At 43.6% G+C, this 23,498-nt stretch carries 20 protein-coding genes; 5 read left to right on the top strand and 15 right to left on the bottom strand.

The window, feature by feature from the left end:
- The first annotated feature begins 61 nt into the window (after positions 1-61).
- A complete protein-coding gene (locus tag ACTHRG_RS11950) occupies positions 62-1,087 on the top strand; it encodes an STAS domain-containing protein (protein ID WP_076258211.1) in 1,026 nt (341 codons plus the stop codon).
- Positions 1,088-1,288: 201 nt separating this feature from the next.
- On the opposite strand, the gene ACTHRG_RS11945 is transcribed toward ACTHRG_RS11950, so the two are convergent.
- Positions 1,289-2,053, bottom strand: a complete 765-nt coding sequence (locus tag ACTHRG_RS11945; RefSeq protein ID WP_076258210.1) for a metallophosphoesterase family protein — start codon at positions 2,051-2,053, stop codon at positions 1,289-1,291.
- A gap of 165 nt (positions 2,054-2,218) precedes the next feature.
- Here ACTHRG_RS11945 and ACTHRG_RS11940 point away from each other — a divergent pair, with 165 nt between their 5' ends.
- Complete coding sequence (locus ACTHRG_RS11940) at positions 2,219-3,151, top strand: manganese-dependent inorganic pyrophosphatase (protein WP_076258209.1); 933 nt, start codon at positions 2,219-2,221, stop codon at positions 3,149-3,151.
- Positions 3,152-3,183: 32 nt separating this feature from the next.
- On the opposite strand, the gene ACTHRG_RS11935 is transcribed toward ACTHRG_RS11940, so the two are convergent.
- The 5 genes from ACTHRG_RS11935 to gatC all read right to left on the bottom strand — a co-directional run bounded on the left by ACTHRG_RS11935 (position 3,184) and on the right by gatC (position 8,196).
- On the bottom strand, positions 3,184-4,251 hold the full coding sequence (locus ACTHRG_RS11935; RefSeq protein ID WP_076258208.1) for an NAD(P)H-dependent flavin oxidoreductase: 1,068 nt from the start codon (positions 4,249-4,251) through the stop codon (positions 3,184-3,186).
- Between the two features lie 19 nt (positions 4,252-4,270).
- On the bottom strand, positions 4,271-4,831 hold the full coding sequence (locus ACTHRG_RS11930) for a thioredoxin family protein (protein WP_076258207.1): 561 nt from the start codon (positions 4,829-4,831) through the stop codon (positions 4,271-4,273).
- A gap of 163 nt (positions 4,832-4,994) precedes the next feature.
- Complete coding sequence (gatB, locus tag ACTHRG_RS11925) at positions 4,995-6,422, bottom strand: Asp-tRNA(Asn)/Glu-tRNA(Gln) amidotransferase subunit GatB (RefSeq protein WP_440231241.1); 1,428 nt, start codon at positions 6,420-6,422, stop codon at positions 4,995-4,997.
- A 12-nt stretch (positions 6,423-6,434) separates the two neighbouring features.
- The gene (gatA, locus tag ACTHRG_RS11920) at positions 6,435-7,892 is read right to left on the bottom strand and encodes an Asp-tRNA(Asn)/Glu-tRNA(Gln) amidotransferase subunit GatA (protein WP_335449966.1); all 1,458 of its coding nucleotides are present in this window, start codon (positions 7,890-7,892) and stop codon (positions 6,435-6,437) included.
- A 13-nt stretch (positions 7,893-7,905) separates the two neighbouring features.
- On the bottom strand, positions 7,906-8,196 hold the full coding sequence (gene gatC, locus ACTHRG_RS11915; protein ID WP_009335962.1) for an Asp-tRNA(Asn)/Glu-tRNA(Gln) amidotransferase subunit GatC: 291 nt from the start codon (positions 8,194-8,196) through the stop codon (positions 7,906-7,908).
- 223 nt (positions 8,197-8,419) lie between these two features.
- Here gatC and ACTHRG_RS11910 point away from each other — a divergent pair, with 223 nt between their 5' ends.
- Positions 8,420-8,776 carry a cupin gene (locus ACTHRG_RS11910; RefSeq protein WP_076258205.1) on the top strand — a complete coding sequence of 119 codons (357 nt, stop codon included), beginning with the start codon at positions 8,420-8,422 and terminating at the stop codon, positions 8,774-8,776.
- A 94-nt stretch (positions 8,777-8,870) separates the two neighbouring features.
- On the opposite strand, the gene ACTHRG_RS11905 is transcribed toward ACTHRG_RS11910, so the two are convergent.
- Positions 8,871-9,305, bottom strand: coding sequence for a YueI family protein (locus ACTHRG_RS11905; RefSeq protein ID WP_076258204.1), 435 nt, complete (start codon positions 9,303-9,305; stop codon positions 8,871-8,873).
- Positions 9,306-9,511: 206 nt separating this feature from the next.
- Positions 9,512-10,801, bottom strand: a complete 1,290-nt coding sequence (gene aceA / locus ACTHRG_RS11900) for an isocitrate lyase (protein WP_076258203.1) — start codon at positions 10,799-10,801, stop codon at positions 9,512-9,514.
- A 304-nt stretch (positions 10,802-11,105) separates the two neighbouring features.
- Between aceA and ACTHRG_RS11895 the strand changes: the two genes are divergently transcribed.
- Positions 11,106-11,945 (top strand): STAS domain-containing protein, encoded by an 840-nt coding sequence (locus tag ACTHRG_RS11895; RefSeq protein ID WP_076258202.1) that lies wholly within the window; start codon positions 11,106-11,108, stop codon positions 11,943-11,945.
- A gap of 449 nt (positions 11,946-12,394) precedes the next feature.
- Positions 12,395-13,864: a sodium/proline symporter PutP gene (putP, locus tag ACTHRG_RS11890; protein ID WP_076258201.1), complete on the top strand. Its 1,470-nt coding sequence runs from the start codon at positions 12,395-12,397 to the stop codon at positions 13,862-13,864.
- A 100-nt stretch (positions 13,865-13,964) separates the two neighbouring features.
- Here the strand turns inward: putP and ACTHRG_RS11885 are convergent, their stop codons facing one another.
- The 7 genes from ACTHRG_RS11885 to ACTHRG_RS11855 form a co-directional block, all read right to left on the bottom strand.
- Positions 13,965-14,516: a cysteine hydrolase family protein gene (locus tag ACTHRG_RS11885; protein WP_076258437.1), complete on the bottom strand. Its 552-nt coding sequence runs from the start codon at positions 14,514-14,516 to the stop codon at positions 13,965-13,967.
- A 116-nt stretch (positions 14,517-14,632) separates the two neighbouring features.
- Entirely contained in the window at positions 14,633-16,180 is a 1,548-nt protein-coding gene (gene pruA, locus ACTHRG_RS11880; protein ID WP_335449907.1) for an L-glutamate gamma-semialdehyde dehydrogenase, read from the bottom strand.
- A gap of 364 nt (positions 16,181-16,544) precedes the next feature.
- Entirely contained in the window at positions 16,545-17,714 is a 1,170-nt protein-coding gene (locus tag ACTHRG_RS11875; RefSeq protein WP_076263265.1) for a CamS family sex pheromone protein, read from the bottom strand.
- 15 nt (positions 17,715-17,729) lie between these two features.
- Positions 17,730-19,736 carry an NAD-dependent DNA ligase LigA gene (gene ligA, locus ACTHRG_RS11870; protein ID WP_076263262.1) on the bottom strand — a complete coding sequence of 669 codons (2,007 nt, stop codon included), beginning with the start codon at positions 19,734-19,736 and terminating at the stop codon, positions 17,730-17,732.
- Between the two features lie 41 nt (positions 19,737-19,777).
- Positions 19,778-22,009, bottom strand: coding sequence for a DNA helicase PcrA (gene pcrA, locus ACTHRG_RS11865; RefSeq protein ID WP_076263260.1), 2,232 nt, complete (start codon positions 22,007-22,009; stop codon positions 19,778-19,780).
- A gap of 77 nt (positions 22,010-22,086) precedes the next feature.
- A complete protein-coding gene (locus tag ACTHRG_RS11860; protein WP_076263257.1) occupies positions 22,087-22,773 on the bottom strand; it encodes a heptaprenylglyceryl phosphate synthase in 687 nt (228 codons plus the stop codon).
- 409 nt (positions 22,774-23,182) lie between these two features.
- Complete coding sequence (locus ACTHRG_RS11855; RefSeq protein ID WP_035333268.1) at positions 23,183-23,491, bottom strand: YerC/YecD family TrpR-related protein; 309 nt, start codon at positions 23,489-23,491, stop codon at positions 23,183-23,185.
- Positions 23,492-23,498 lie beyond the last annotated feature (7 nt).

Here is a 23,498-nt window from a genome sequence, read left to right as displayed (position 1 = left end):
TAGTTACATACCAGAAAAATAAGTTGCTTTACTATACATATCAATATCAGGGGGTAATGGTATGAAAGAAGCAGGCCTTGTGCTTGAAACAAAAATTGATGGCTTTAATTTTAATTGGGACCTGGAAAAAGGTCAGTTTAATTTTGAAGGTGAAGACTCAGTCCTCTTTTGGATAAGTTCAGCCATGAAAAGCTTTTTTGATACAATTGAAGAGATTTCAGGCAAAGAAACCTCCAGTCTTGTACTTGAGACCGCCGGTTTCAGGCAGGGAATGGTTGTTGGAAAGTTTTTTAAAGACATGAATCTGCATATAACTGAAGTGGCCAATATCATCCCCAGAATATACGCGTCTGCCGGCTGGGGGAAATTCATCATTACTAATGTAGATCCCGCTGCCAAAACAGCCAGGGTCAGAACTGTTGACAGCTGGGAATATAAGATTAACAGGGAACAAGGGAAAACTGAGTCCGGAACCTTTCTGCCGGGACATTTTGCAGGGATCTTTTCAGCTGTGTTTGGGAGAAGCATCTGGTATAAAAAGGAATCTGACCAGTTAGCCGGCCACGAATATACAGAGCTGGATTTCTTCCCTTCAAGCGTTACGGTTGAGGAAAATATCCATGATTTAACGAGACGGGAAGAATCAAAAAAAATCAGTGAGCTTGAGAAATTAGTGGAAGTGCGCACGTTAGAACTTAAGCAGCTTGTTAAAGAAATCTCTTCACCGGTTATTCCTGTCCTGGATGGAATTGTTGTTGTCCCTCTTTTGGGAAGATATGATGAATTCCGCTCTGAAGAACTCGTCGATAAAACTCTTCATAGCCTTCCGAAGCACCAGGCAGATTGCCTAATCCTGGACCTGACCGGGTTAAATCAGTCCATCAGTGCCTACACGGTGGAATTCTTAAGCAAATTGGCTGCTGCAGCTAATCTGATCGGCACAGAAACCATTCTGGTCGGCATTTCTCCGGAACTTGGCACTAAAATTACGGAAACCAACTTTAATCTCTCTAAATTTAACTGCTTCACAAACCTGCAGCACGGCATTTATTATGCTCTTTCCAAAAAAGGCAGGAAAATCTTTTAATCATACAAAAAGCTGATTCCGCATTGGACGGAAGTCAGCTTTTTTATGTTTTTTATGATGCATCTGCAAATTATGTGCGGATAACCGGAATTTTTGTGCAGATAAAATTTTTTATGTGCGTTTAGCGTTTTTTGTGTGCGGATAAGTTTTTTTATGTGCGCTTAGCTTTTTTTATGTGCTCTCAGAACCCGGGGATGGCTCCTATTTCTCTGCCTGCACTTTCTTCGGCGCCCCCCTATATTTCGCTTCGCGCAGTTCCAGGACGTATGCCTCAAGATTCGGCATTCCCATGTCTTTGGCAATGCTGATTTCTTTTTCAATATCATATGGAATCCGGACAATCTCAATGGAAAAAGGTGCAGCCTCTTTTGATAAGTATTCCCCATGCAAGATTGCATAGGCAGCCTGAGGGATATCAAGGGAGTTCCCGACGCTTCCTGCATTGAATAGTGTCTTTTGCGGATGAATCGGTTCAACCAGGGCTGCGTGAATATCCCCGTACCCGACAACATCCGGAATCCTGCCTTCCTCTCCGGCAGTAATATTCTCCGTATTCTCGAACATAGCCAGCTTTTCGTCATGTGAATCCCTCATGGGCACCACCCGGTGATAAATGCTTTTGGCTGAAGCATGGTAGAGTCTGATATATTTTCCGCTCATATAAAAATCGTAATGGAACGGAAGCGTGCCTAAATAGGATAAGGCCTCTTCCCCCAGCTGTCTCTGATGCCACTGCCCCTCTTCAAAGTCCAGCGGCTTCTGCATAAAGTCATCCCAATTCCCCAGGAGGACCACTTCACAGGTCTCTTTAATCCGTTCAACGGCTTTAAGAGAATTGGGTCCTTTTCCTATTAAGTCACCCAGGCAAAAAATATTCTCTATTCCGCGTTCGCGGATATTGTCCAGAACAGCCTCCAGAGCTGTGATATTTCCATGAATATCAGATATTACGGCTACTTTTCCCATGTTTGTCTCCTCCTTACTTTTTTTATATTTCTCCAAAACACCCAAGCTTCCTCTAACAATTGAAAAAAACAAAATTTGATTTTTCCCTGGACCGCCATTACATTAGAAATATGGTAAAATAACAGCATGCCAAAACCAACATTACATATAGAAGGAGTAAGAATTATGTCAAAAGTATTTGTCTTCGGACACAAAAACCCTGACACTGACTCAATCTGTTCAGCACTTGCTTATGCAGAATTAAAAAACAAATTAGGCGTTGATGCAGAGCCAATCCGCCTGGGCAAGGTAAATGAGGAAACACAATATGCCCTAGATTATTTTAAGACTGAAGCTCCCCGGCTTGTTGAGGCAGTATCCAAGGAAGCCAGCGAAGTAATTCTTGTAGACCATAATGAGTTCCAGCAAAGCGCTGATGATATCAGAGATGTGAAAATCCTTGAGGTTATTGACCACCACCGCATTGCGAATTTTGAAACAAGCGATCCGCTTTACTACCGTGCAGAGCCTGTTGGCTGTACAGCAACCATTCTGAACAAAATGTACAAGGAAAACGGAGTGGAAATCAGCAAGGAAACTGCTGGCCTTATGCTTTCTGCCATTATTTCCGATTCCCTGCTGTTCAAATCTCCAACATGCACAGATCAGGACGTTGCAGCAGCACGCGAGCTTGCTGAAATCGCGGGAGTAAACCCTGAAGAATATGGTCTCGAAATGCTGAAAGCAGGAGCAGACTTAAGCAAGAAGAGCGTGAAAGAGCTAATCTCCCTTGACGCAAAGGAATTCCAAATGGGAAGCTATAAAACAGAAATCGCTCAGGTTAATGCTGTGGACCTGAATGACGTACTAAGCCGCCAGGAAGAATTGGAGGCTGTCATTACTGAAAACATTAATAGCAAAGAGCTTGACCTTTTTGTTTTTGTTTTAACTGATATCCTTAACAACGACTCAGTTGCCATTTCTCTTGGCAAAGAAGCTGCTGCAGTTGAAAAAGCTTATGATGTAACACTTAAAAACAACAGTGCCGTATTAAAGGGCGTTGTTTCACGCAAAAAGCAGATCGTACCGCCTCTTACAAACGTATTGGCCGGCAAATAATACAGAAGCAGTGCCGCACTTGGCACTGCTTTTTACTTATCCAATAATGCTTCTGTCCCCTTAACAAGCCTGGTCATCAATTCCTTCACTGTCACCTCTTTAGCCATTCCCACTCCCTGACCGGCCCATAATGACATAAACTCCGGCCGCTCCAGCTTCGCTGCATGCTTCCGGATAGGCGCTGTCATATCATTCTGCAATGGATAAGGCAACGGCTGCACACCTTTCATTTCCTCCATGAATCTGTTGCGAATCCCTCTTGCAGGCTTTCCTGAGAATGCTTTCGTCACAGCTGTCTGATCTTCCCTTGCATTTAATAGAGCATGCTTGTAAAGTGAGTGAGCCCCGCTTTCCCTGCATGTAAGAAAGGCCGTTCCAAGCTGGACTCCTGCTGCCCCAAGAATCATGGCAGCAGCCATACCCCGGGCATCCATGATTCCGCCTGCCGCGGCCACAGGACAGCTTACTGCATCTGCCGCCTGCGGTATGAGAGCCATGGAACCGATCATACCGCTTTCTTCCCTGTGAAATGTTCCGCGGTGCCCCCCAGCTTCAAATCCCTGTACAACAATAATATCTGCGCCCGCTTCTTCCCATTCCACTGCCTCATTGACATTTGTTGCGGTTCCAATAATCATCGTACCCTGTTTCTTTAATTCTGAAATAAAGGCCGAATCAGGTATGCCAAACGTAAAGCTGCAAACAGGCACACGTTCTCCCATCAAAACATCAAGCTGTTTTTTGTATAAAGCAGCATAATCCTTTTTCGGAAGAGTTGACTTTACCTCCATACCCAGCTCACTGCTGTATCGTTCAAGCACATTCCCCATGCTGCTGATATCATCTGAATTCACTGACACATCAAGATCCGGAACAAAGAGATTGACGCCAAATGGCCGATCTGTCAATTTCCGAATTTGTTTTATATCTTCTCTTATCTCATCCGGACTCATATAGCCTGCACCCATATTTCCAAGTCCGCCGCAATTTGATACCTCACTGATTAATTGCGGCGTTGTCATCCCTCCAGCCATGGGAGCCTGAAAAATAGGGTATTTTATATCCAGCATCGCAGTGATGGAATTACGGTTCCAGCCCATTTAAATCACCCTTCCTCCTTTATTTCCCCGAAACAAGAGCATCTATTACACTATCAGCAACCGTATGCCAAATCTTAGAATCCTCCTGATAGGAGGCAGTTAATCTCCTGTACATGCTCATTTGTTTTTCCTTAAAGTCTTCAGCATCCTGTGCAGGAAGCTTGCCTCTTTCATCATCCACCAATTCCTGAATCTGTTTGGCACGCGGTCCCCAAATAGCTTTTTCGTCCCCTTCTTTATCTATAAAAATATAAATCGGTATCGCTCTGGATGTTCCGTTAGTCAAATACTGGTCCATAAGCTCAAGGTTCTGATCCCTCAAAACAAAACGGACGTCCATGCCGGTTTCCTCAGCTATTTTTAGTAGAATCGGATTATTCAGCATGGCATCACCGCACCAGTCCTCAGTAAGGGCAATTACTTTCATGCCGGTACCCTTAAGGTCTGCCAATCTTGTTTTTTCCTCATCAGATAAAGAGAAACGATTATATATTTTATTCATCTCTTCTTTGTTAACTTGCATCGCTTCTATATAATTCTGCGGACATAGACCCTTCGCAAACCAGTCCATTAATTCCATAAACCCACTCCCTTTTTTCGATTTCTTTAGTGTTTATTCTTTACCATCCGCTTTCATTCCTGCATTTGCTGTAGCACTTTGTAAAACTGAATCTTTTCCTGGGAAATAGCCTTTATTTTTGTCGAATACAGGAAAAGCTGATGGATTTCCATCAGCTCACCTTTTATCTTTTCTGTATTTCCTGCTGCAATAATTTGTTAACAAGCGGCGGGTTGGCCTGTCCTTTTGTGGCTTTCATAATTTGGCCGACTAGGAAGCCGATTGCTTTTTGCTTACCATTTTTGAAATCCTCGATGGATTGAGGGTTCGCATCGAGCGTTTCACTGATAATTTTAAGAAGTGCCCCTTCGTCCGAAATTTGGACGAGGCCTTTTTCTTTTACGATTGTTTCCGGATCTCCGCCATTTTCAACCAGCTCTTTGAATACTGTTTTGGCAATTTTAGAAGAGATCGTGCCGTTTTCAATCAGCTTAATCATGCCGGCAAGTCCCTCAGGTGTCAAAGCTATATCGGCCAGCTCTTTTTGTTCAGCATTCAAGTAAGCTGACAATTCACCCATTACCCAGTTGGAAGCCTGTTTCGCGTCTGCTCCTTTATTCACAGCTGCCTCAAAGAAATCAGATGTTTCTTTTGTCACTGTCAGGACAGCTGCATCATAGGCCGGCAGCCCAAGTTCCCTGATATAGCGGTTCTTTCTTTGGTCCGGAAGCTCAGGAATCTCGGCACGGATTCGCTCTTTCCACTCTTCATCGATATGAATATCAAGTAAATCAGGTTCAGGGAAATAACGATAATCATCCGAACCTTCTTTTACCCTCATTAGAATAGTTTTATTGGTGGCTTCATCATAGCGCAATGTTTCCTGCTGAATTGTTCCGCCAGAACTTAGAATCTCTTCCTGCCGCTTCTCCTCGTATTCCAGTCCTTTGCGGACAAAGTTAAACGAGTTCAAGTTCTTAAGCTCTGTCTTTGTGCCAAATTCCTCCTGGCCGACAGGACGAAGAGAAATATTCGCATCACAGCGAAGTGAACCCTCCTCCATTTTACAGTCAGAAACGCCAGTATACTGGATGATGGACTTTAGCTTCTCCAGGTATGCATATGCTTCATTTGGCGTGCGGATATCCGGCTCAGATACAATCTCGATCAGAGGAGTACCCTGGCGGTTATAGTCTACAAGAGAATAACCTTTAGCATGAGACAGCTTGCCTGCATCCTCTTCAAGATGAATCCGCGTAATGCCGATCTTTTTCTTATAGCCGTCGACTTCGATCTCAATCCAGCCATGTTCTCCAATGGGCTTGTCGAATTGCGAAATCTGGTAGGCTTTAGGATTATCCGGGTAAAAATAATTCTTCCGGTCAAATTTTGTAACAGGTGCGATTTCACAGTTCAGCGCCATCGCAGCTTTCATTCCGAATTCAACTGCCTTTTTATTAATGACAGGCAGCACTCCAGGGTAGCCGAGATCGACTACTGTTGTGTTGGAGTTTGGCTCCGCCCCAAAATGGTTAGGGCTTGCTGAGAATATTTTAGAATCTGTTTTTAGCTCAACATGTACTTCAAGTCCGATAACCGTTTCGTATTTCATGAATTTCCCCCCTTACAGTCCCGGTTTTTGCTTATGGAATTCTGTAGCCTGCTCAAATGCATGTGCTACACGGTAAACAGTGCTTTCATCAAAATGCTTTCCGATAATCTGAAGGCCTAGCGGCAATCCATCCGCAAATCCGCAAGGAACGCTGATTCCAGGAACCCCGGCAAGGTTAACTGGAATGGTCAGAATATCATTTGCATACATAGTCAGAGGATCAGACGTATTTTCGCCAATCTTAAAGGCAGGAGTTGGTGCTGTCGGTCCAATAATGACATCATACTTTTCAAAAACATTTTCAAAATCCTGTTTTATCAGCGTGCGCACCTTTTGAGCCTTTTTGTAGTATGCATCATAGTAGCCAGAGCTTAAGGCAAATGTTCCAAGCATAATGCGGCGTTTTACTTCATCCCCGAAGCCTTCTGCACGGGTCTTTTTGTATAAATCGATTAAACTCTCAGGATCTGCTGTTCTATAGCCATAGCGTACGCCATCAAAGCGAGCCAGGTTGGCCGATGCCTCGGAGGAGGACAGCAGATAATACGTTGCCAGTGCATATTTCGAGTGCGGCAGGGAAACTTCTTCCCAAGTTGCCCCCAGTTTTTCCAACACCTTCAGGGCATCCAGCACTGACTGGCGCACATCTTCATCTACACCTTCAGCCAAATATTCTTTTGGTACGGCGATTCTCAACCCTTTAACATCGCCAGTTAAGCTTTCTGCATAGCTTGGAACATCTACATTTGCTGAAGTAGAATCCATTTGGTCAACACCTGAAATAGCCTGAAGCAGATAGGCGTTATCTTCAACTGTGCGGGTAATTGGTCCAATCTGGTCCAAAGATGATGCAAATGCAATCAGTCCGAAACGGGATACTCTTCCATAGGTAGGCTTTAACCCAACAACTCCGCAATAAGAAGCGGGCTGTCTGATTGAGCCGCCTGTATCTGATCCAAGAGAAAATAAAACCTCCCCTGCTGCAACAGAAGCAGCAGAGCCGCCGGAAGACCCGCCGGGAACTCTTTCAAGATTCCAGGGATTTCGGGTTACCTGAAAACCTGAGTTCTCATTGGATGATCCCATTGCAAATTCATCCATATTCAGTTTACCGATTGTAATGGTTTCAGCATTATGTAATTTGGAAGCAGCCGTTGCATCATAAATCGGGTCAAAGTTCTCAAGAATTTTACTCGCACTGGTGGTGCGCAGCCCCTTCGTTACGATGTTATCCTTTACTCCGATCGGCATACCGAACAGGAGGCCTTTCGCTTCGTCCGTGCCGATTTTTTCATCCATTTTTTTTGCTGCTTCACGGGCTCTTTCTTCATCAAGCGTCAAGAAAGCCTGTACTTTGTCCTCTACTTCACCGATTCGCTTGTACGATTCACTGACAAGATCGGTAACCGTGATTTCTTTTTTATGTAAAAGCTGATGAAGCTCAGATACCTTATGGTCAAATAAACTCACCATTTTCCCCTCCCTACTCAATAATAGACGGCACTTTTATATAGCCATCCTGATGTTCCGGCGCATTTTTCAAAACTTCTTCCTGTGGAAGCCCTTTATTCGCCTTATCTTCTCTCAATACATTTTTCATATCAAGAACATGGGATGTTGGTTCAACATGATCTGTATCAAGCTCATTCAAAAGCTCTGCAAATGAAATCATTTTGTCCAGCTGTTCCGTATACGCAACAGCTTCCTCTTCAGTCATCGCAAGTCGCGCCAAATGTGCAACATGCTTAACCTGATCTATTGAAATTCTCGACATTAATGCCACCTCCAAAATTTGAAAACTGTCAATGCACAATTATTATGATCATACCAAACTTTCACGCGTTAAAGCAACACGCGAGAACGGGCTGTTTCAGCAATCTTCTGCTTATTTTACCATGAGTTGAGGGGGAAATGTGTGTTTGTGTCTTTCTCTAGAGGATATATGAAAAGTAAAACCGAATTAATGGGGATGCGACTATAAGTACAGGAGGTATGTAATGGAATTTTTCCGATTTGATTTGGATGTCAGCAGGGAAATTAGTCAATTCAGCAGCCACAATGCCAGCATCAGCCCGATTATCAGAAACAAAACAGCTACAGTTGGGTGTATCCATCTTAAGGATAATAGTGTACTAGGCATGCATCCGGCAACATGTCCCCAGCTATTTCTCATCGTTGACGGCGAAGGATGGGTTAAAACCACTGGCGGTGAGCAGGCTGCAGTCCAAAAAGGAACCGCTGTTTACTGGTCTGAAGGCGAGGAACATGAATCAGGTTCTTACCTTGGCATGACTGCAATTGTGATTGAAGGTCCTGATTTGGACCCGCATAAGTATCTGAAGCCTTTGGAATAGAAAGCGGAAACCTGGCATTGGCCAGGAAGAGTGGAAGTTGGGCCGGTATTACGATGCCCTTCCCCCAAAAATAGAGCAGCGCGCCAGACGCTGCTCATTTCCGCTTAAATAGTTTGGCAAACAGGCCGCCTTTATTCGCCTTTTTCGTCTCCGATTTGACCGTTTTCCTGTCCACAAATATTTCCGGTTTATCAATCGCATAGTCATAGGCCAGAACCAGCCCAACCTCTGAATTATGTTCTTTATTGGTGACAATTGTATATTCTACTTTATTGGATGAAGCCAATTTTATATATTTTGACAAATAGGAGTAACTCATATTTCCATTCAGATAAAGATGGGCTTTGCTGTTGGCTTTAAGTGCTTCTTCCACCTGAGGATAGGTTCCATCCTCCCTCATCTGCGGCTGCTTCAGGGCAATGACAACCCTCTCCCGAAGCGAGCCTAGAAACTTGCGGCGCTCATCAGGCTTGGTCTGTTTCTGTCCATGAATCCCCTGTTGAAGATAATCATCTATATTTTCAGCCAATTGTACATCCTCCGTCCTTATTTGACCTCAATGCTTACATTGTATTCAGTATTATGCCCTATTTCAAATTTAACCTATATAATATGTATGTTTTCGCAGGAGGTACTGTGCTTGCCTGATAAGCAAAAAATACCTCCCTTCCAAGGAAGAGAGGTGTAAATTAGGAGAATATACAAGATAAAAAATCAAGTTACAAAGGACAGAAACTAAACTTCCTGCTTTTCAGTGAACTGTTCTTCCTCGGTTGATCCCTTTAAAGCGGTTGTCGAGGAAGTCCCGCCAGTGATGACCATGGAAACCTGATCGAAATAGCCTGTGCCTACTTCACGCTGATGTCTTGTCGCCGTGTAGCCATGTGTTTCGCTGGCAAACTCGGCCTGCTGCAGTTCAGAATACGCAGCCATTCCGCGGTCTTTATAGCCGCGTGCCAGTTCAAACATGCTATGGTTCAGAGCATGGAATCCTGCTAAAGTAACGAACTGAAACTTGTAGCCCATTTTGCCGAGCTCCACCTGGAATTTTGCAATCGTTTCGTCATCGAGCTTTTTCTTCCAGTTAAATGAAGGAGAGCAGTTATACGCTAACAGCTTGCCAGGGAATTTTTCATGAATGGCTTTTGCAAAACGTCTAGCCTCATCAAGATCAGGTTCAGATGTTTCACACCATACCAGATCTGCATAAGGAGCATACGCCAATCCCCGAGCGATCGCTTGGTCGAGTCCTGGTTTTGTCCGGAAGAATCCTTCAAGAGTGCGTTCCCCTGTAATAAAAGGTGCATCATATGGATCTACATCGCTGGTTATCAAGTCAGCCGCGTTAGCATCAGTCCGGGCAACAATAACTGTCGGCACTCCCATAACATCTGCTGCCAGCCTTGCAGATATTAAATTCTTAACAGCAGTCTGCGTTGGGAGCAATACCTTTCCGCCAAGATGGCCGCATTTTTTTTCAGAAGAAAGCTGGTCCTCGAAATGTACCCCGCCGGCACCCGATTCAATCATGCCTTTCATAAGTTCAAATACATTCAACTGGCCGCCGAACCCTGCCTCAGCATCTGCTACAATTGGAGCGAACCAGTCAATGGAATGATCCCCTTCCATATGATGAATCTGGTCAGCACGCTGAAGTGCCTGATTAATTCTTTTTACTACACTTGGAACGCTGTTTGCTGGATACAGGCTTTGGTCCGGGTACATATTTCCGGACAGGTTCGCATCTGCAGCAACCTGCCAGCCGCTTAAGTAAATGGCCTTCAGCCCAGCCTTAACCTGCTGTACAGCCTGGTTTCCTGTTAACGCCCCTAATGCATTGACAAAATCTTCTTCATTCACAAGCTTCCATAACTTCTCTGCACCACGGCGAGCTAATGTATATTCGATATCAATTGATCCTCTTAACTTAATGACTTCCTCAGCGGTGTACGGTCTTTCTACTCCATTCCAGCGTTCATCCATTTCCCAGCTTTCCTGCAACTGACGCACTCTTTCATCTGCCATTTGATTAAATCCTCCTTTTAATTTAGAAAAATCATCATTTCAGCAAGATCCCGGCTGCAAAACACTCTGTAACATAACAGAACTAAAAATATAGTTCTGTTATGTTATTAGTCTACGTTGTTATAAAACAATTAAATATCTATGTGTTGTATTATATAACAGTTAATCCGGAATGGGAACCCCTTAATTAAAAAATTTAAAATTTACTGAATATAACATCCTGCTTCTTTTCACCTTCACCCTCTGTGTTATGATATAGAGATTAGTTATTTTTTTAATCATTCTGATGGATGAAGGAGAATGTATGGAAGATAAAAATCGATCTTTATATAATTATCTAGTTGAAAAAGCCCCTGAAATGACGAAGGATTGGAGAAGTTTTCAGGTCGTAAAGGCTGGTTCCGACTATTCCGCCGATGCCCCGCTGGAAAGGGCAAGGAAAGTTGAGGAGCAAAATACAAAGTATTTCAGGACTGTAGCAAAATCGCTGCTTCAGACAGAAGAAGAAATGAAGGAAACGATAGCCAACTGGACAAAGCAGACGTCCGCTGATCGGGTTAAATCCAGAACCTCCCTTGTCGATGTTCAGAGAAATCTTTCGATATTCCGAAAGGTTTATTGGATGCATATAAAACGTTTTGCTGAAACTGCCGACTTGGATATTAAAGCAGAGGATATATTTCATTGGCAGGAAGTTATTGATTATACGCTGGATTATGTAATGGAAACTTTCACCGAAAACTTTATGGATATATTGCTGAGCCGATTAAGCGCGCAATCTATATTAATAAAAGAACTAAGCACGCCGGTAATCCCCCTTTCCTCAGATGTTGGGCTGCTGCCGCTCATTGGGGATATTGATACAGAACGGGCCAAGTTTATTATGGAATCTACTTTGCAGCAGAGTGTAAAGCTGGGGATTACTCATTTAATCATTGACCTTTCGGGTGTCATCATGGTCGACACAATGGTTGCCCACCAAATCTTCCAGGTTATCAGCTCATTAAAACTTATCGGTGTTCAGTCAACCTTGCTCGGCATCCGTCCTGAAGTCGCACAGACAGCCATCCAGCTCGGAATTGACTTTAAGGATATAACAACGGAAAATTCTTTAGAGAAAGTATTCAGCAAATTAAATTTGTAATTTTACTGGGGCCTATCACAATTAGGTCTTTTTTGTTGTCCATTAATAATCACTCCTGTTTTCAAACTTAATTTTATAAATTTAGATGAATAGATATGTTTATATATGTACTATAACAGCAAATTAATGCGAAATATCATATATTTATTCATTTCTAACTTAGTAGTTTTTTAGATTTTTTGTCCATTACTCATTATTATGTTATGATAATAAACGTCTTTTTAATGTGGACATTTCCCCAAACTATTTTTTTAACAAACACAAAACTGTATGTTACTGTATAAAAGGTGATTTTCCTACGAATGATTTTATGGGGATACTAAGAGAAAAATGGAGGTGAACAAATGGATTTCACTATGGCGACGTGGCTTTGGCTTCTTATTCCAATGCCATTATTAATCGTACTATCAGGCATCTCATATTTTGTTGAAAGGAGAGAATAAGTAAGTATGGATATAAATATACCAACGTTAATTGCGATTATTGTGTATCTGGTCGGCATGCTGCTGATTGGCGTGCTTGCAGCCAGAATGACTAAAGATTTATCTGATTATGTATTAGGCGGCCGAGGGCTGGGACCTGGCGTTGCAGCCTTGAGTGCAGGGGCATCCGATATGAGCGGATGGCTGATGCTCGGCTTACCTGGTGCCGTATATCTAGGAGGTATGGGAGAGATTTGGCTTCCAATCGGATTGGCTGTCGGCGCATATTTAAATTGGCAGTTTGTGGCCAAACCACTGCGTGTATACACGGAAGTAGCCAACGATTCTATTACGGTACCCGGATACTTTGAAAACCGATTCCATGATACTTCAAAAATATTGCGTGTTGTTTCGGCAATCGTTATTTTAATCTTTTTCACTTTCTATACTTCATCCAGCCTTGTCGGCGGTGCCATCTTATTAGAGAACTCATTTGGGATGGATTACACACTCGCACTCTGGGTAGGAGCTGCTGTAATTTTGTCATACACATTGTTTGGAGGGTTCCTTGCAGCCAGCTGGACAGATTTCATTCAAGGAATTTTAATGTTCCTTGCCATGATTATTATACCGATTGTTGCCATTCAGGAGCTTGGCGGATGGAATGAGACGATGCAGAAAATCGGATCTATGGATACTTCTTATTTAGATGTCTATTCCGGTGCCACTTTTGTTAGTGTAGCTTCATTATTAGCATGGGGATTAGGTTATTTTGGACAGCCTCATATCCTTGTCCGCTTTATGGGATTAAAATCTACAAATGATGTGCCAAAAGCACGTTTAATCGGTATGACCTGGATGATTATTTCCTTATTCGGAGCTCTGTTTGTAGGCTTTGCAGGTATCGCATATTTTGCAGATTCACCGCTGGCCAATTCCGAAACCGTGTTTATCATGTTTTCACAAGTACTATTTAATCCATGGGTAGCCGGATTCTTATTAGCAGCCATTCTCTCAGCAATCATGAGCACAGTTGACTCTCAATTGCTCGTTTCTTCAAGTGCATTGGCACAGGATTTCTATAAATCTATCTTCAGAAGAAATGCTTCCCAAAAGGAAGAAATGATTGTTGGCAGAATTGCTGTATTGGGCATTGCCATTATCGCTATCTTCTTAGGGTATAATCCCGAAAGCAAGGTATTGGAACTTGTCAGTTATGCCTGGGCCGGATTTGGTGCTGCCTTCGGACCTGTCATCATTCTGAGCCTGTTCTGGAAACGCATGACGCGTAATGGCGCTCTAGCCGGCATTATTGTTGGTGCTGTAACAGTAATTGTATGGGCACAGCTTACCGGCGGACTGTTTGATCTGTATGAACTGGCGCCTGGCTTCCTATTTGCAGTTCTGGCAATTATCGTTGTCAGTCTTCTGGATAAGGCACCATCAGCAGAAGTTCAGGAACAGCACGATCAATTTAAATCTGTTCTTATAAAATAAGTGATGAAACCCTCTTCCTATGTGGAGAGGGTTTTTTGTATTCTCCCATAAAGGAATAGTCTTTAGCTTGAGGTGCCGGAGAACTATAAAGAAGGTATGTTTAAATTACTTCCGCTCCTAGTGTCTTTTCAAAATGCCTTAAAGCCCACTCATGGCCCTCCTGGTCAAAGGATGCGACAGCATCTTTATAAACCACAATTCTAAAGCCCTTATTATAAGCATCAATAGCTGTATGCAGGACGCATATGTCCGTGCAAACACCTGCCAGGTGCACTTCCTCTATACCGCGTTCTCTCAGTTTTATCTCCAGGCCGGTTCCTGCAAATGCGGAATACCTGGTTTTGTCCATGAAATAAACATTTTCAGCGTCCTTGTTGGTTTCATAAATCTCCTGCAATGAACCGTAAAGATTTCTTCCTTCCGTGTTTCTGATATTGTGAGGGGGAAATAAATTCGTTTCCGGGTGATGGATGTCTCCTTTATCATGAACATCAATGGCAAAAACAGTGTAATGCCCGCTTGCGATAAACTCTTGTGTGAGCTCTGTGATTTTCTTTTCCAAGAGCTGTCCGGGCCTGCCGCATGTCAGGGCACCGTCTTCAGCAACAAAATCATTTGTGTAATCAATATTGATTAGGGCTTTAATTGACATTTTTTCATCACTCCAATCTGCAGTTCTTCTTTCATCATATACCTCAGCGGGCTGAATATCCAACTAAAAAAAGAACAGCAACCAAGTTGCTGTTCCCGCCTCCGAATGGAGATCTTTTAATACATTTCAGAAGTAGTCTTCGCCTGCATGTGCAGAAGAATGTAGTCAGGTCCGCCCGCTTTGGAGTCTGTTCCTGACATGTTGAATCCGCCGAATGGCTGGTATCCAACGATCGCACCTGTACAGCCGCGGTTGAAGTATAGGTTTCCAACATGGAAATCTTCACGCGCTTTTTGGATGTGTTCACGGTTCTGTGTGATCACAGCTCCTGTTAAGCCGTACTCTGTGTTGTTGGCAATTTCAAGCGCATGGTCGAAATCCTTTGCCTTTGTGAAACCAACGACCGGCCCAAAGATTTCTTCCTGCATTAAGCGCGCGTCTGGTGCAAGGTCAGCGAATACAGTCGGTTTGATGAAGAAGCCTTTTGAATTGTCCCCTTCTCCGCCTGTCATCAGCTTGCCTTCTTCTTTGCCGATTTCGATATAGCTCATGATCTTGTCAAATGCGCCCTGGTCGATGACAGGACCCATGTAATTGCTTTGGTCTTCAGGGTTGCCCTGTGTTAACTCATTAGTTAACTCGACCACACGGTTCAGAACCTGATCGTATACATCTTCTACGATTACTGCTCGTGAACATGCTGAACACTTCTGTCCGGAGAAGCCAAATGCAGAAGCCACGATGGAAGTCGCCGCCAATTCAAGGTCTGCTTCTTTGTCGACAACGATCGTATCCTTGCCTCCCATTTCCGCGATCACGCGCTTCAGCCAGATTTGGCCTTCGTTTAATTTAGACGCGCGCTCATTGATGCGAAGACCTACATCACGTGAACCTGTGAAGGAAATGAAGCGGGTGTCTTTATGGTCAACCAGGTAGTCGCCCACTTCTGCACCGCTTCCCGGCACGAAGTTTAGAACGCCCTTTGGAAGGCCTGCTTCTTCCATTACTTCAACAAATTTCGCAGCCACAACCGGTGTTGTAGAAGCTGGTTTTAATAGAACTGTGTTCCCTGCTACGATCGCAGCAACAGTTGTGCCGGCCATGATGGCAAGCGGGAAGTTCCAAGGAGAGATGATGATGCCCACTCCCAATGGAATGTAGTCATAACGGTTATATTCATTCGGACGGCTGTTGACTGGAACACCGTCTTTAATTTCTAAGATTTGACGTGCATAGTACTCAAGGAAGTCAATCGCTTCCGCAGTATCAGCATCTGCCTCGTTCCAAGGCTTTCCTGCTTCCTTCGTTAATAGGGCAGAAAACTCATGCTTGCGGCGGCGGATAATCGCAGCAGCTTTGAATAAAACATCTGCGCGTGTTTCCGGCTTTACTTTTCTCCATGTTTTGAATGCTTCCACAGCAGCCTGCATCGCTTTTTCCGCAAGCTCGCGGTTTGCCTTTGAAACACGGCCCACTACTTCTTCTTTATTAGAAGGATTGATTGATACAATTTTATCTTCAGTAGAAATGCGCTCTCCGCCAATTAATAGATCATAATCCTGGCCCAAATAGCTTTCTACAGTTTGTAAACCCTTTAAATATGCTTCACGATGTTCTTCTTCTTTAAAATTCGTGAATGGCTCATGCTTATAAGGTTGTACCATTTTTACCGCCTCCTGAGTGTCCAAATATCAAACGTCAGATACCAGCGCCCTGCTCTATACATGCTGGAACAAGGTTTGCTATTCTCTTAAAACGTTTTCATCCAAAGACTATATTAACACGAAAATATCATTATCTTCAAACATTCTCCCTAGATGTTATATATTAACATCCAAAGGGCAGAGTTGCGGTTTCACTTAGAAGGATAAGGAGTTGAAGCCCTATTGGGCAGGGTTGGATAAAACTGTTATATATTTTTTTTAGTACTGTATTGGGCATAATACATATTTTTCATCACAACAAAGCCATCGCTCTCAAAACAAAAAACCCAGAAGGTGCTTCTCATGCACTTCTGGGTACCTTGTTCTAATGATAAATATGGACAAAAGGCTCGCTTTGGTCTGCTTTCCGGACTACAAGAGCCTCCGGGCCATTGACTGATGAGATGTTTACCTGGACTGAGATGTATTCAGGGAAGTGTTTGACAACAAGACCTGTTACATATTGGGTAAATCCAATACCTTCTGCTTTCCCATAGAATTGGATTGGGATATCAATGTTGATTTCCTGCAATTGATCCTGGGCATAGAAAGCTTTCCCGATAACTCCATTGAAGTTAGGGAAGTATGTTTCCACATCCTGTTTAAAGTTAAGAAAAGCGGTTAAATCATCACGATGATTTTTTTCAGCTGAGCTTGAAGGGAACAGGACATATTTCTCGCTGATCTCTTCCCATCCGCCTAGCTTATTGCTTCCTTTGTCTGCCTTAGCATATGCAAAAAAGCTTCCCGGCACAACCGAAGTTCTTGATTGCTGTTCAAACAAAGCAATGGTTACCGGCACATCCTTCAGGCCTTTGATTTGCCTTACTCTCTGAAGGACTTCTTCAGCCATCTTTTTGCCTTCCCGTTCAAGAACATCCCGTTTAATTTCGGTTTCAAAAGTCGCGCCATATTGTTCTTTCTGATAATAATGAACAGAGTTCATGGCAAGACCTATCACAACACCTTCGAGCCTCCCTTTTCCATCATCATTCCTTACGAGATAGTTATGTTCAAGTATATGAGCTAGATATATTGGGCTTTTTTCATTATTTTTATCAATATCTCCGCCATCTGTAATCATGGGATTTAGGCCGATGTTATCTTCAGCTTTCATTTTGCGTTCCTTCAGCTGAGCTTCCGTGAACTTGCGGTTTAGCCAGGCTTGGACAGTTTCCCTTTTTAGATACTGGCCATCCTGGAAAAAATATTTTTCCGTGTCAAACGTATTTTGAGCAATTCTCATTAGCCCGGTCTCAAATTCATTAATGTCATATTTAGTGCTTATATTATTGACCACAAGACCTCTGGACTCACTTGGTTTAAATGGCAGCAGCGTTCGATAATACTTGTCTGAAATTTTATAGTTCGGAATGATCGCCTTATCCTTTTCGTTCTTGTCTTCCTGAACGACTTCCTCCTGCTTATTAAAATTAGGCGCACAGCCTGCAAGCAGAAGGGTCAGGGATAAAGCAAGCATCATGAGTTTTTTCACGGAGCTTACACCCTCTTACTTTTTTAATTCTTCAACCAGTCTCTCCTCGTTCCAAACCTCTACACCCAGCTCCTGGGCCTTCGTCAGTTTAGATCCGGCTTCTTCTCCGGCGATTACAACATCAGTTTTCTTGCTGACGCTTCCGGATACTTTGCCGCCAAGCGCTTCTATTTTGTCTTTTGCTTCATTTCGGCTCATGATTTCAAGCTTTCCTGTCAGAACAACGGTTTTCCCTGCAAAAAAGCTATCTGAGCTTTCGGCAGAAACTGGCTTTGGCCCATTATAAGCCATGTTGACTCCGGCTGCTTTCAGCTCGGCAATCAGTTCATGAGCTTCCTCTTGTTCAAAGAAGGAAACAATGGAGTCCGCCATTTTTTCACCAATTTCATTTATTGCTGTTAAATCGTCCCGGGATGCTTTTTCAAGTGCCTCCATATGGCTAAACTCCTGGGCAAGCGTTTTGGCTGCCTTCGCTCCCACATGGCGGATTCCCAGGCCGAATAACAACTTTTCAAGAGAATTCCCTTTGGAGTTTTGAATCGCCTGAAGAAGATTGTTTACTGACTTTTCACCCATCCGTTCGAGCTGGATAAGCTGTTCATACGTTAATTTGTAGATATCTGCCACATCTTTAATCAGATTTTCGGCAAATAATTGGCTGATCACCTTTTCACCCAGGCCATCAATGTTCATGGCGTTACGGGAAACAAAATGAATAAGGCCTTCTCTGATTTGTGCCGGGCACTTTGGATTGATGCAGCGCAAAGCCACTTCACCATCAAGACGGACCAGTTCGCTCTCACATTCAGGACAATGTGTCGGCATATTAAAATCCTGCTCCTCACCTGTTCTCCTGTCTGCCAGTACATTCACAACTTCGGGAATAATATCGCCCGCTTTTTTCACAACCACCTGATCGCCAATCTTAATATCTTTTTCGCGGATCAAATCTTCGTTGTGAAGTGAAGCCCTCTGGACAGTCGTCCCGGCAACACGGACAGGCTCCAGTAGCGCAGTTGGCGTAACTACGCCGGTTCGCCCCACACTTAATTCAATATCCCTGAGTGTAGTAACAACCTCTTCTGCAGGGAATTTATAAGCTATGGCCCAGCGTGGACTTTTCGCCGTAGCGCCCAGCTGCTCCTGCTCCTCCAGTGAATCGACTTTGATTACAATACCATCAATGTCATAAGACAGATCAGGACGTTTGTCGGTCCATCCCTGTACATATTCAATTACTTCCTCAATGCTTTCACATCTTTTGCGTTCTTTATTTGTTTTAAATCCGAGGCTATCCAGAAAATCCAGACCTTCACTGTGGGATACAATTCCTGTATTCCCCGCATTTGCAATGCCATAGACAAAAATATCGAGATTGCGCTTTGCTGCAAGGCGCGGATCCAGCTGCCTTAAGGAACCTGCTGCAGCATTCCTTGGATTAGCAAACGGCTCCTCCCCATTCTCTTCTTTTGCTTTATTCAATTTCTCAAAAGAACGTCTTGGCATGAAGGCCTCACCGCGGACTTCCATCGTGACGTTCTCTTTCAGCCGGAGAGGTATCGAACGGATAGTCTTTAGATTAGCAGTAATATTTTCACCAATGGAGCCGTCACCGCGCGTGGCACCGAGAATAAATAATCCATCCTCATAGCGGAGGGAGACAGCCAGCCCATCAATTTTCAATTCACATACATAAGAAACATTTTCTCCGGCACCCTGGCGGACACGGTGGTCAAAGTCTCTTAAATCCTGTTCGTTGAAAGCATTTCCCAAACTGAGCATCTGCGACTGATGCTCCACTTTTTCAAACATATCAAGAATTTCCCCTCCAACCCTCTGTGTGGGAGAATCCTCTGTTTTCAGTTCAGGGAATTGTTCTTCAAGCTCAATCAGTTCCCTCATCAGCCTATCGTATTCAGCATCTGGAACAGACGGCTGATCAAGAACATAATACTCATAATTGTACTGATTCAAAAGGTTGTGCAGATCTTTCACCTTTTTTTCTGCCAATTGAAGGTCCATACATTCAACCCTTTCTATAATCCAATGAAAATGCAGCGGGGTTACGCCTTTGTAATCGGTGCAAATTTGGCCAGCAGACGCTTAATGCCAACTGGTTTCGGGAACGCAATATCCAGCTCTGTTCCTTCGCCGGATCCTTTCACACTGACAACAGTACCTGTTCCCCATTTTCCGTGCTGGGCTTTGTCGCCGACTTTCCAGGCAATATCGTCTCCGCCTGTGTTCGATGCAGATGGACGAATCACTGCTTTCCGCTGAGGCTGTGCTCCTCTTGAAGCAGACGGAGAGCCAAATGATGATGATCCAAATGGAGACGGCTTTTTAGCAGGCTCAAGGCCATCCAGCAAATCAGCAGGTATTTCTTTAATAAACCTGGATGGCGGATTCATGTTCGTGCGTCCAAATAAAGTACGCATTTGAGCATTCGTAATGAAAAGCTCCTCTTCTGCCCTGGTGATTCCCACATAAGCAAGGCGCCGCTCCTCTTCCATTTCAGACTCTTCCATTAAAGAACGGCTGTGCGGGAATACACCTTCCTCAAGACCCAGTAAAAAGACAACAGGGAATTCAAGCCCTTTTGCTGAGTGAAGTGTCATAAGAACAACAGATTCTGCTTTTTCACCATCATCATCCAATTTATCAATGTCAGCTACAAGAGCCAAATCAGTCAAAAATGCGATAAGCGATTTGTCTTCGCTGGCTTCTTCAAAGTTTTTTGTAACAGACAGGAATTCATCAATGTTTTCCAGACGGCTCTGGGCTTCAATGGACTTCTCGGCAATCAGCATATCGCGGTATCCTGATTTTTCCAAAATCCCTTCCACAAGTTCTGTCACAGATAGGTATTCCTGCATTTGTGTATAGTTTTTAACCAAATCCCTGAATTCAACTGCCCCTTTTGTAATTTTCGGGCTCAAGCCAATCAGTTCAATAGATTCAAGTGCTTCAAACATACTCATTTCATGAAGCTGTGCAAAGTTGGAGATTTTATCAACCGAACCGGAGCCGATTCCGCGCTTCGGTACATTAATCACACGCTGAAGGCTGATATCATCATCCGGGTTGGCAATAAGGCGCAGATAAGCAAGGATGTCCTTGATTTCTTTGCGGTCGTAGAACTTGATGCCGCCGACAATGGAATATTCTATGTTCGACTTTAACAGCACTTCCTCCATTACACGGGACTGTGCATTGGTGCGGTACAAGATCGCGATATCCGAAGCGCTTCGCTTGCCGGTGCTGATGTATTCCTTGATTTTACCTGCAACAAACTGAGCTTCTCCCTGTTCGCTGTCGGCACGATAGTAGAAGATCTTATTGCCTTCTGCATTTTCGGTCCAGAGGTTTTTCGGCTTTCTGTTCAGGTTCTTGCTGATGACTTCGTTCGCAGCCAGCAGGATCCTTTTTGTTGAACGGTAATTTTGTTCAAGCATGATGGTTTGCGCATTAGGATAATCCTTCTCAAAGGAAAGAATGTTGGCAATGTCCGCACCGCGCCATTTATAAATGGACTGGTCCGAGTCACCGACTACACAAAGATTCTTAAATCGGCTTGCCATTAGCTTTACAAGCATATACTGGGCTCTGTTTGTATCCTGATACTCATCCACATGAATGTATTGGAATTTTCTCTGATAATATTCCAGTACTTCCGGAACCCGCTGGAACAGCTGGATCGTGATCATAATTAGATCATCGAAATCAAGCGCCTGATTACGTCTTAATCTCTTTTGGTATTCTGTATATACATCACTGGCAACCTGCTGAATATAATCTCCAGCTGTTTTCGCATACTCTTCTGGAGTGATCAATTCATTTTTTGCCGAGCTGATCGATCCCAAAATTGCACGGGGATCAAATTTCTTGGGATCCAGGTTTTTATCCTTTAGGATCGATTTAATAACGGATTGCTGGTCCGTTGAATCAAGTATCGTGAAATTGCGGTTATAGCCAATCCGGTCAATATCTCTTCTTAAGATACGCACACACATCGAGTGGAACGTTGAAATCCAGATATCGTCTGCTGCTCCGCCCATCATATTATGGATACGGTCACGCATTTCACGGGCTGCTTTGTTTGTAAAAGTGATTGCCAGAATATTGTAGGGGTTCACACCCTTTTCTACCATTAAGTAAGCAATTCTGTGCGTAAGAACTCTTGTCTTTCCGCTTCCCGCCCCTGCCATTATAAGCAGTGGTCCATCAGTTGCTTTTACCGCATTTTGCTGCTGCGGGTTTAGTCCGTTCAATAATTTATCTGTTAAAAATTGCATTCCTTCTCTTCACCACCATAGAAACATATGTTCTTATAATCTATTTTATCTTGTTTGCTGATCATCAGCAACCTGTATTAAGCACGAGCGGCTTCGACTGTGGCCAATGCACCCTGCAGATCATCATAAATAACATTTCCGACCACAATGACGTCCGCATGCTCAGCCATTTCTTTTGCCTGTCCTGCATTCAGGATGCCGCCTCCGTAGAATAATACGGTTTCTTCAAGAGTATTTTTTACCTCTGCGACCACTTCTGGATCTCCGTACTTTCCGCTGTATTCGAGATAGAAGATGGGCAGGCGGAACATTTTCTCGGCCATCATTGCATATGCCCTTACCTCATCAAGAGATAGATCTGTACGTGAATTGGTGACTTGCGCGGCTTTACATTCTTCATTCAGAATGCAATAGCCCTGAACAAGGATTTCTTCCCAATTCATAATATCCCCATATTCTTTTACAGCTTCCTGATGAAGGCCTGTAACCCACTTTACATCCCGGCTGTTAAGGACTGTCGGGATAAAATACAGGTCAAAGCCCGGTGTAACTGAATCAATGGACGAAACCTCCAGCACACATGGAACCGTGTATCTGCGGATGCGTGCCATTAAATCCAGCACTTTCTCCAATGTGACCCCGTCTGTTCCGCCCACAATAATCGCATCGGTCCCTGACTCGCAAATTTTCTCCAGGTCTTCATCTGATATATTTTTATCCGGATCGAGCTTGAATACGTGGCTCCATTCGCGAACATCATACATGCAAAATTGCCTCCATTCTATCATTCCATTTCATCATTATATCATTTAAGATTGGGAATAAAAAATAAAAGCTGAAGCGTCTTTTTGAAGGGATGAACGTCAACTAAAAGCCGCCATGTCCTGTGGCGAACGTTGACGTCAGTACGTCCTGTGCAAGTCCAACAAGCGCTGGCCGACTAAAAACGCCACGTCCTGTGGCAACGTCGGCACTAGTACATCCTGTACGTCGGAAGGCCAGTGAATGAAGTCGTTTTTTTACTTCATCCATTGGCCTGAAGCGACCTCGAGGGGCTAGGCGCTGAAGCTAGATAAAATAAAAGAAGGATGTTGGATTGGGTGGAAAAAATTAATAGAAGCCAAAGAAAAAAACCGCGGGATCCAGCCCCATCGGTTTAAGCAAAACGAATATTTACGCCTTTTCAGCTTCTTCTTCTTTGATTCTTTCCAATGCCATTTCATAGGCATCATTTCCATAGTTGAGGCAGCGTTTTACACGTGAAATGGTTGCCGTGCTGGCGCCTGTATCTGTTTCAATTTTATGATAGGTTTTTCCTTCACGAAGCATGCGTGCCACTTCCAGGCGCTGTGCCAGGGATTGTATTTCATTCACTGTACATAAGTCGTCAAAGAATCGGTAGCACTCTTCCAGGTCTTTTAAAGATAGAACAGACTTAAATAACTGATCCAGTTCTTTGCCTCTTAGCTTATCAATTTGCATATATTTG

It is taken from the genome of Cytobacillus sp. SAFR-174, assembly GCF_051964675.1.
GTDB lineage: Bacteria > Bacillota > Bacilli > Bacillales > Cytobacillaceae > Cytobacillus.
Note: the sequence above shows the minus strand (reverse complement) of the source record. Positions and strands in the feature narration are given on the sequence as shown.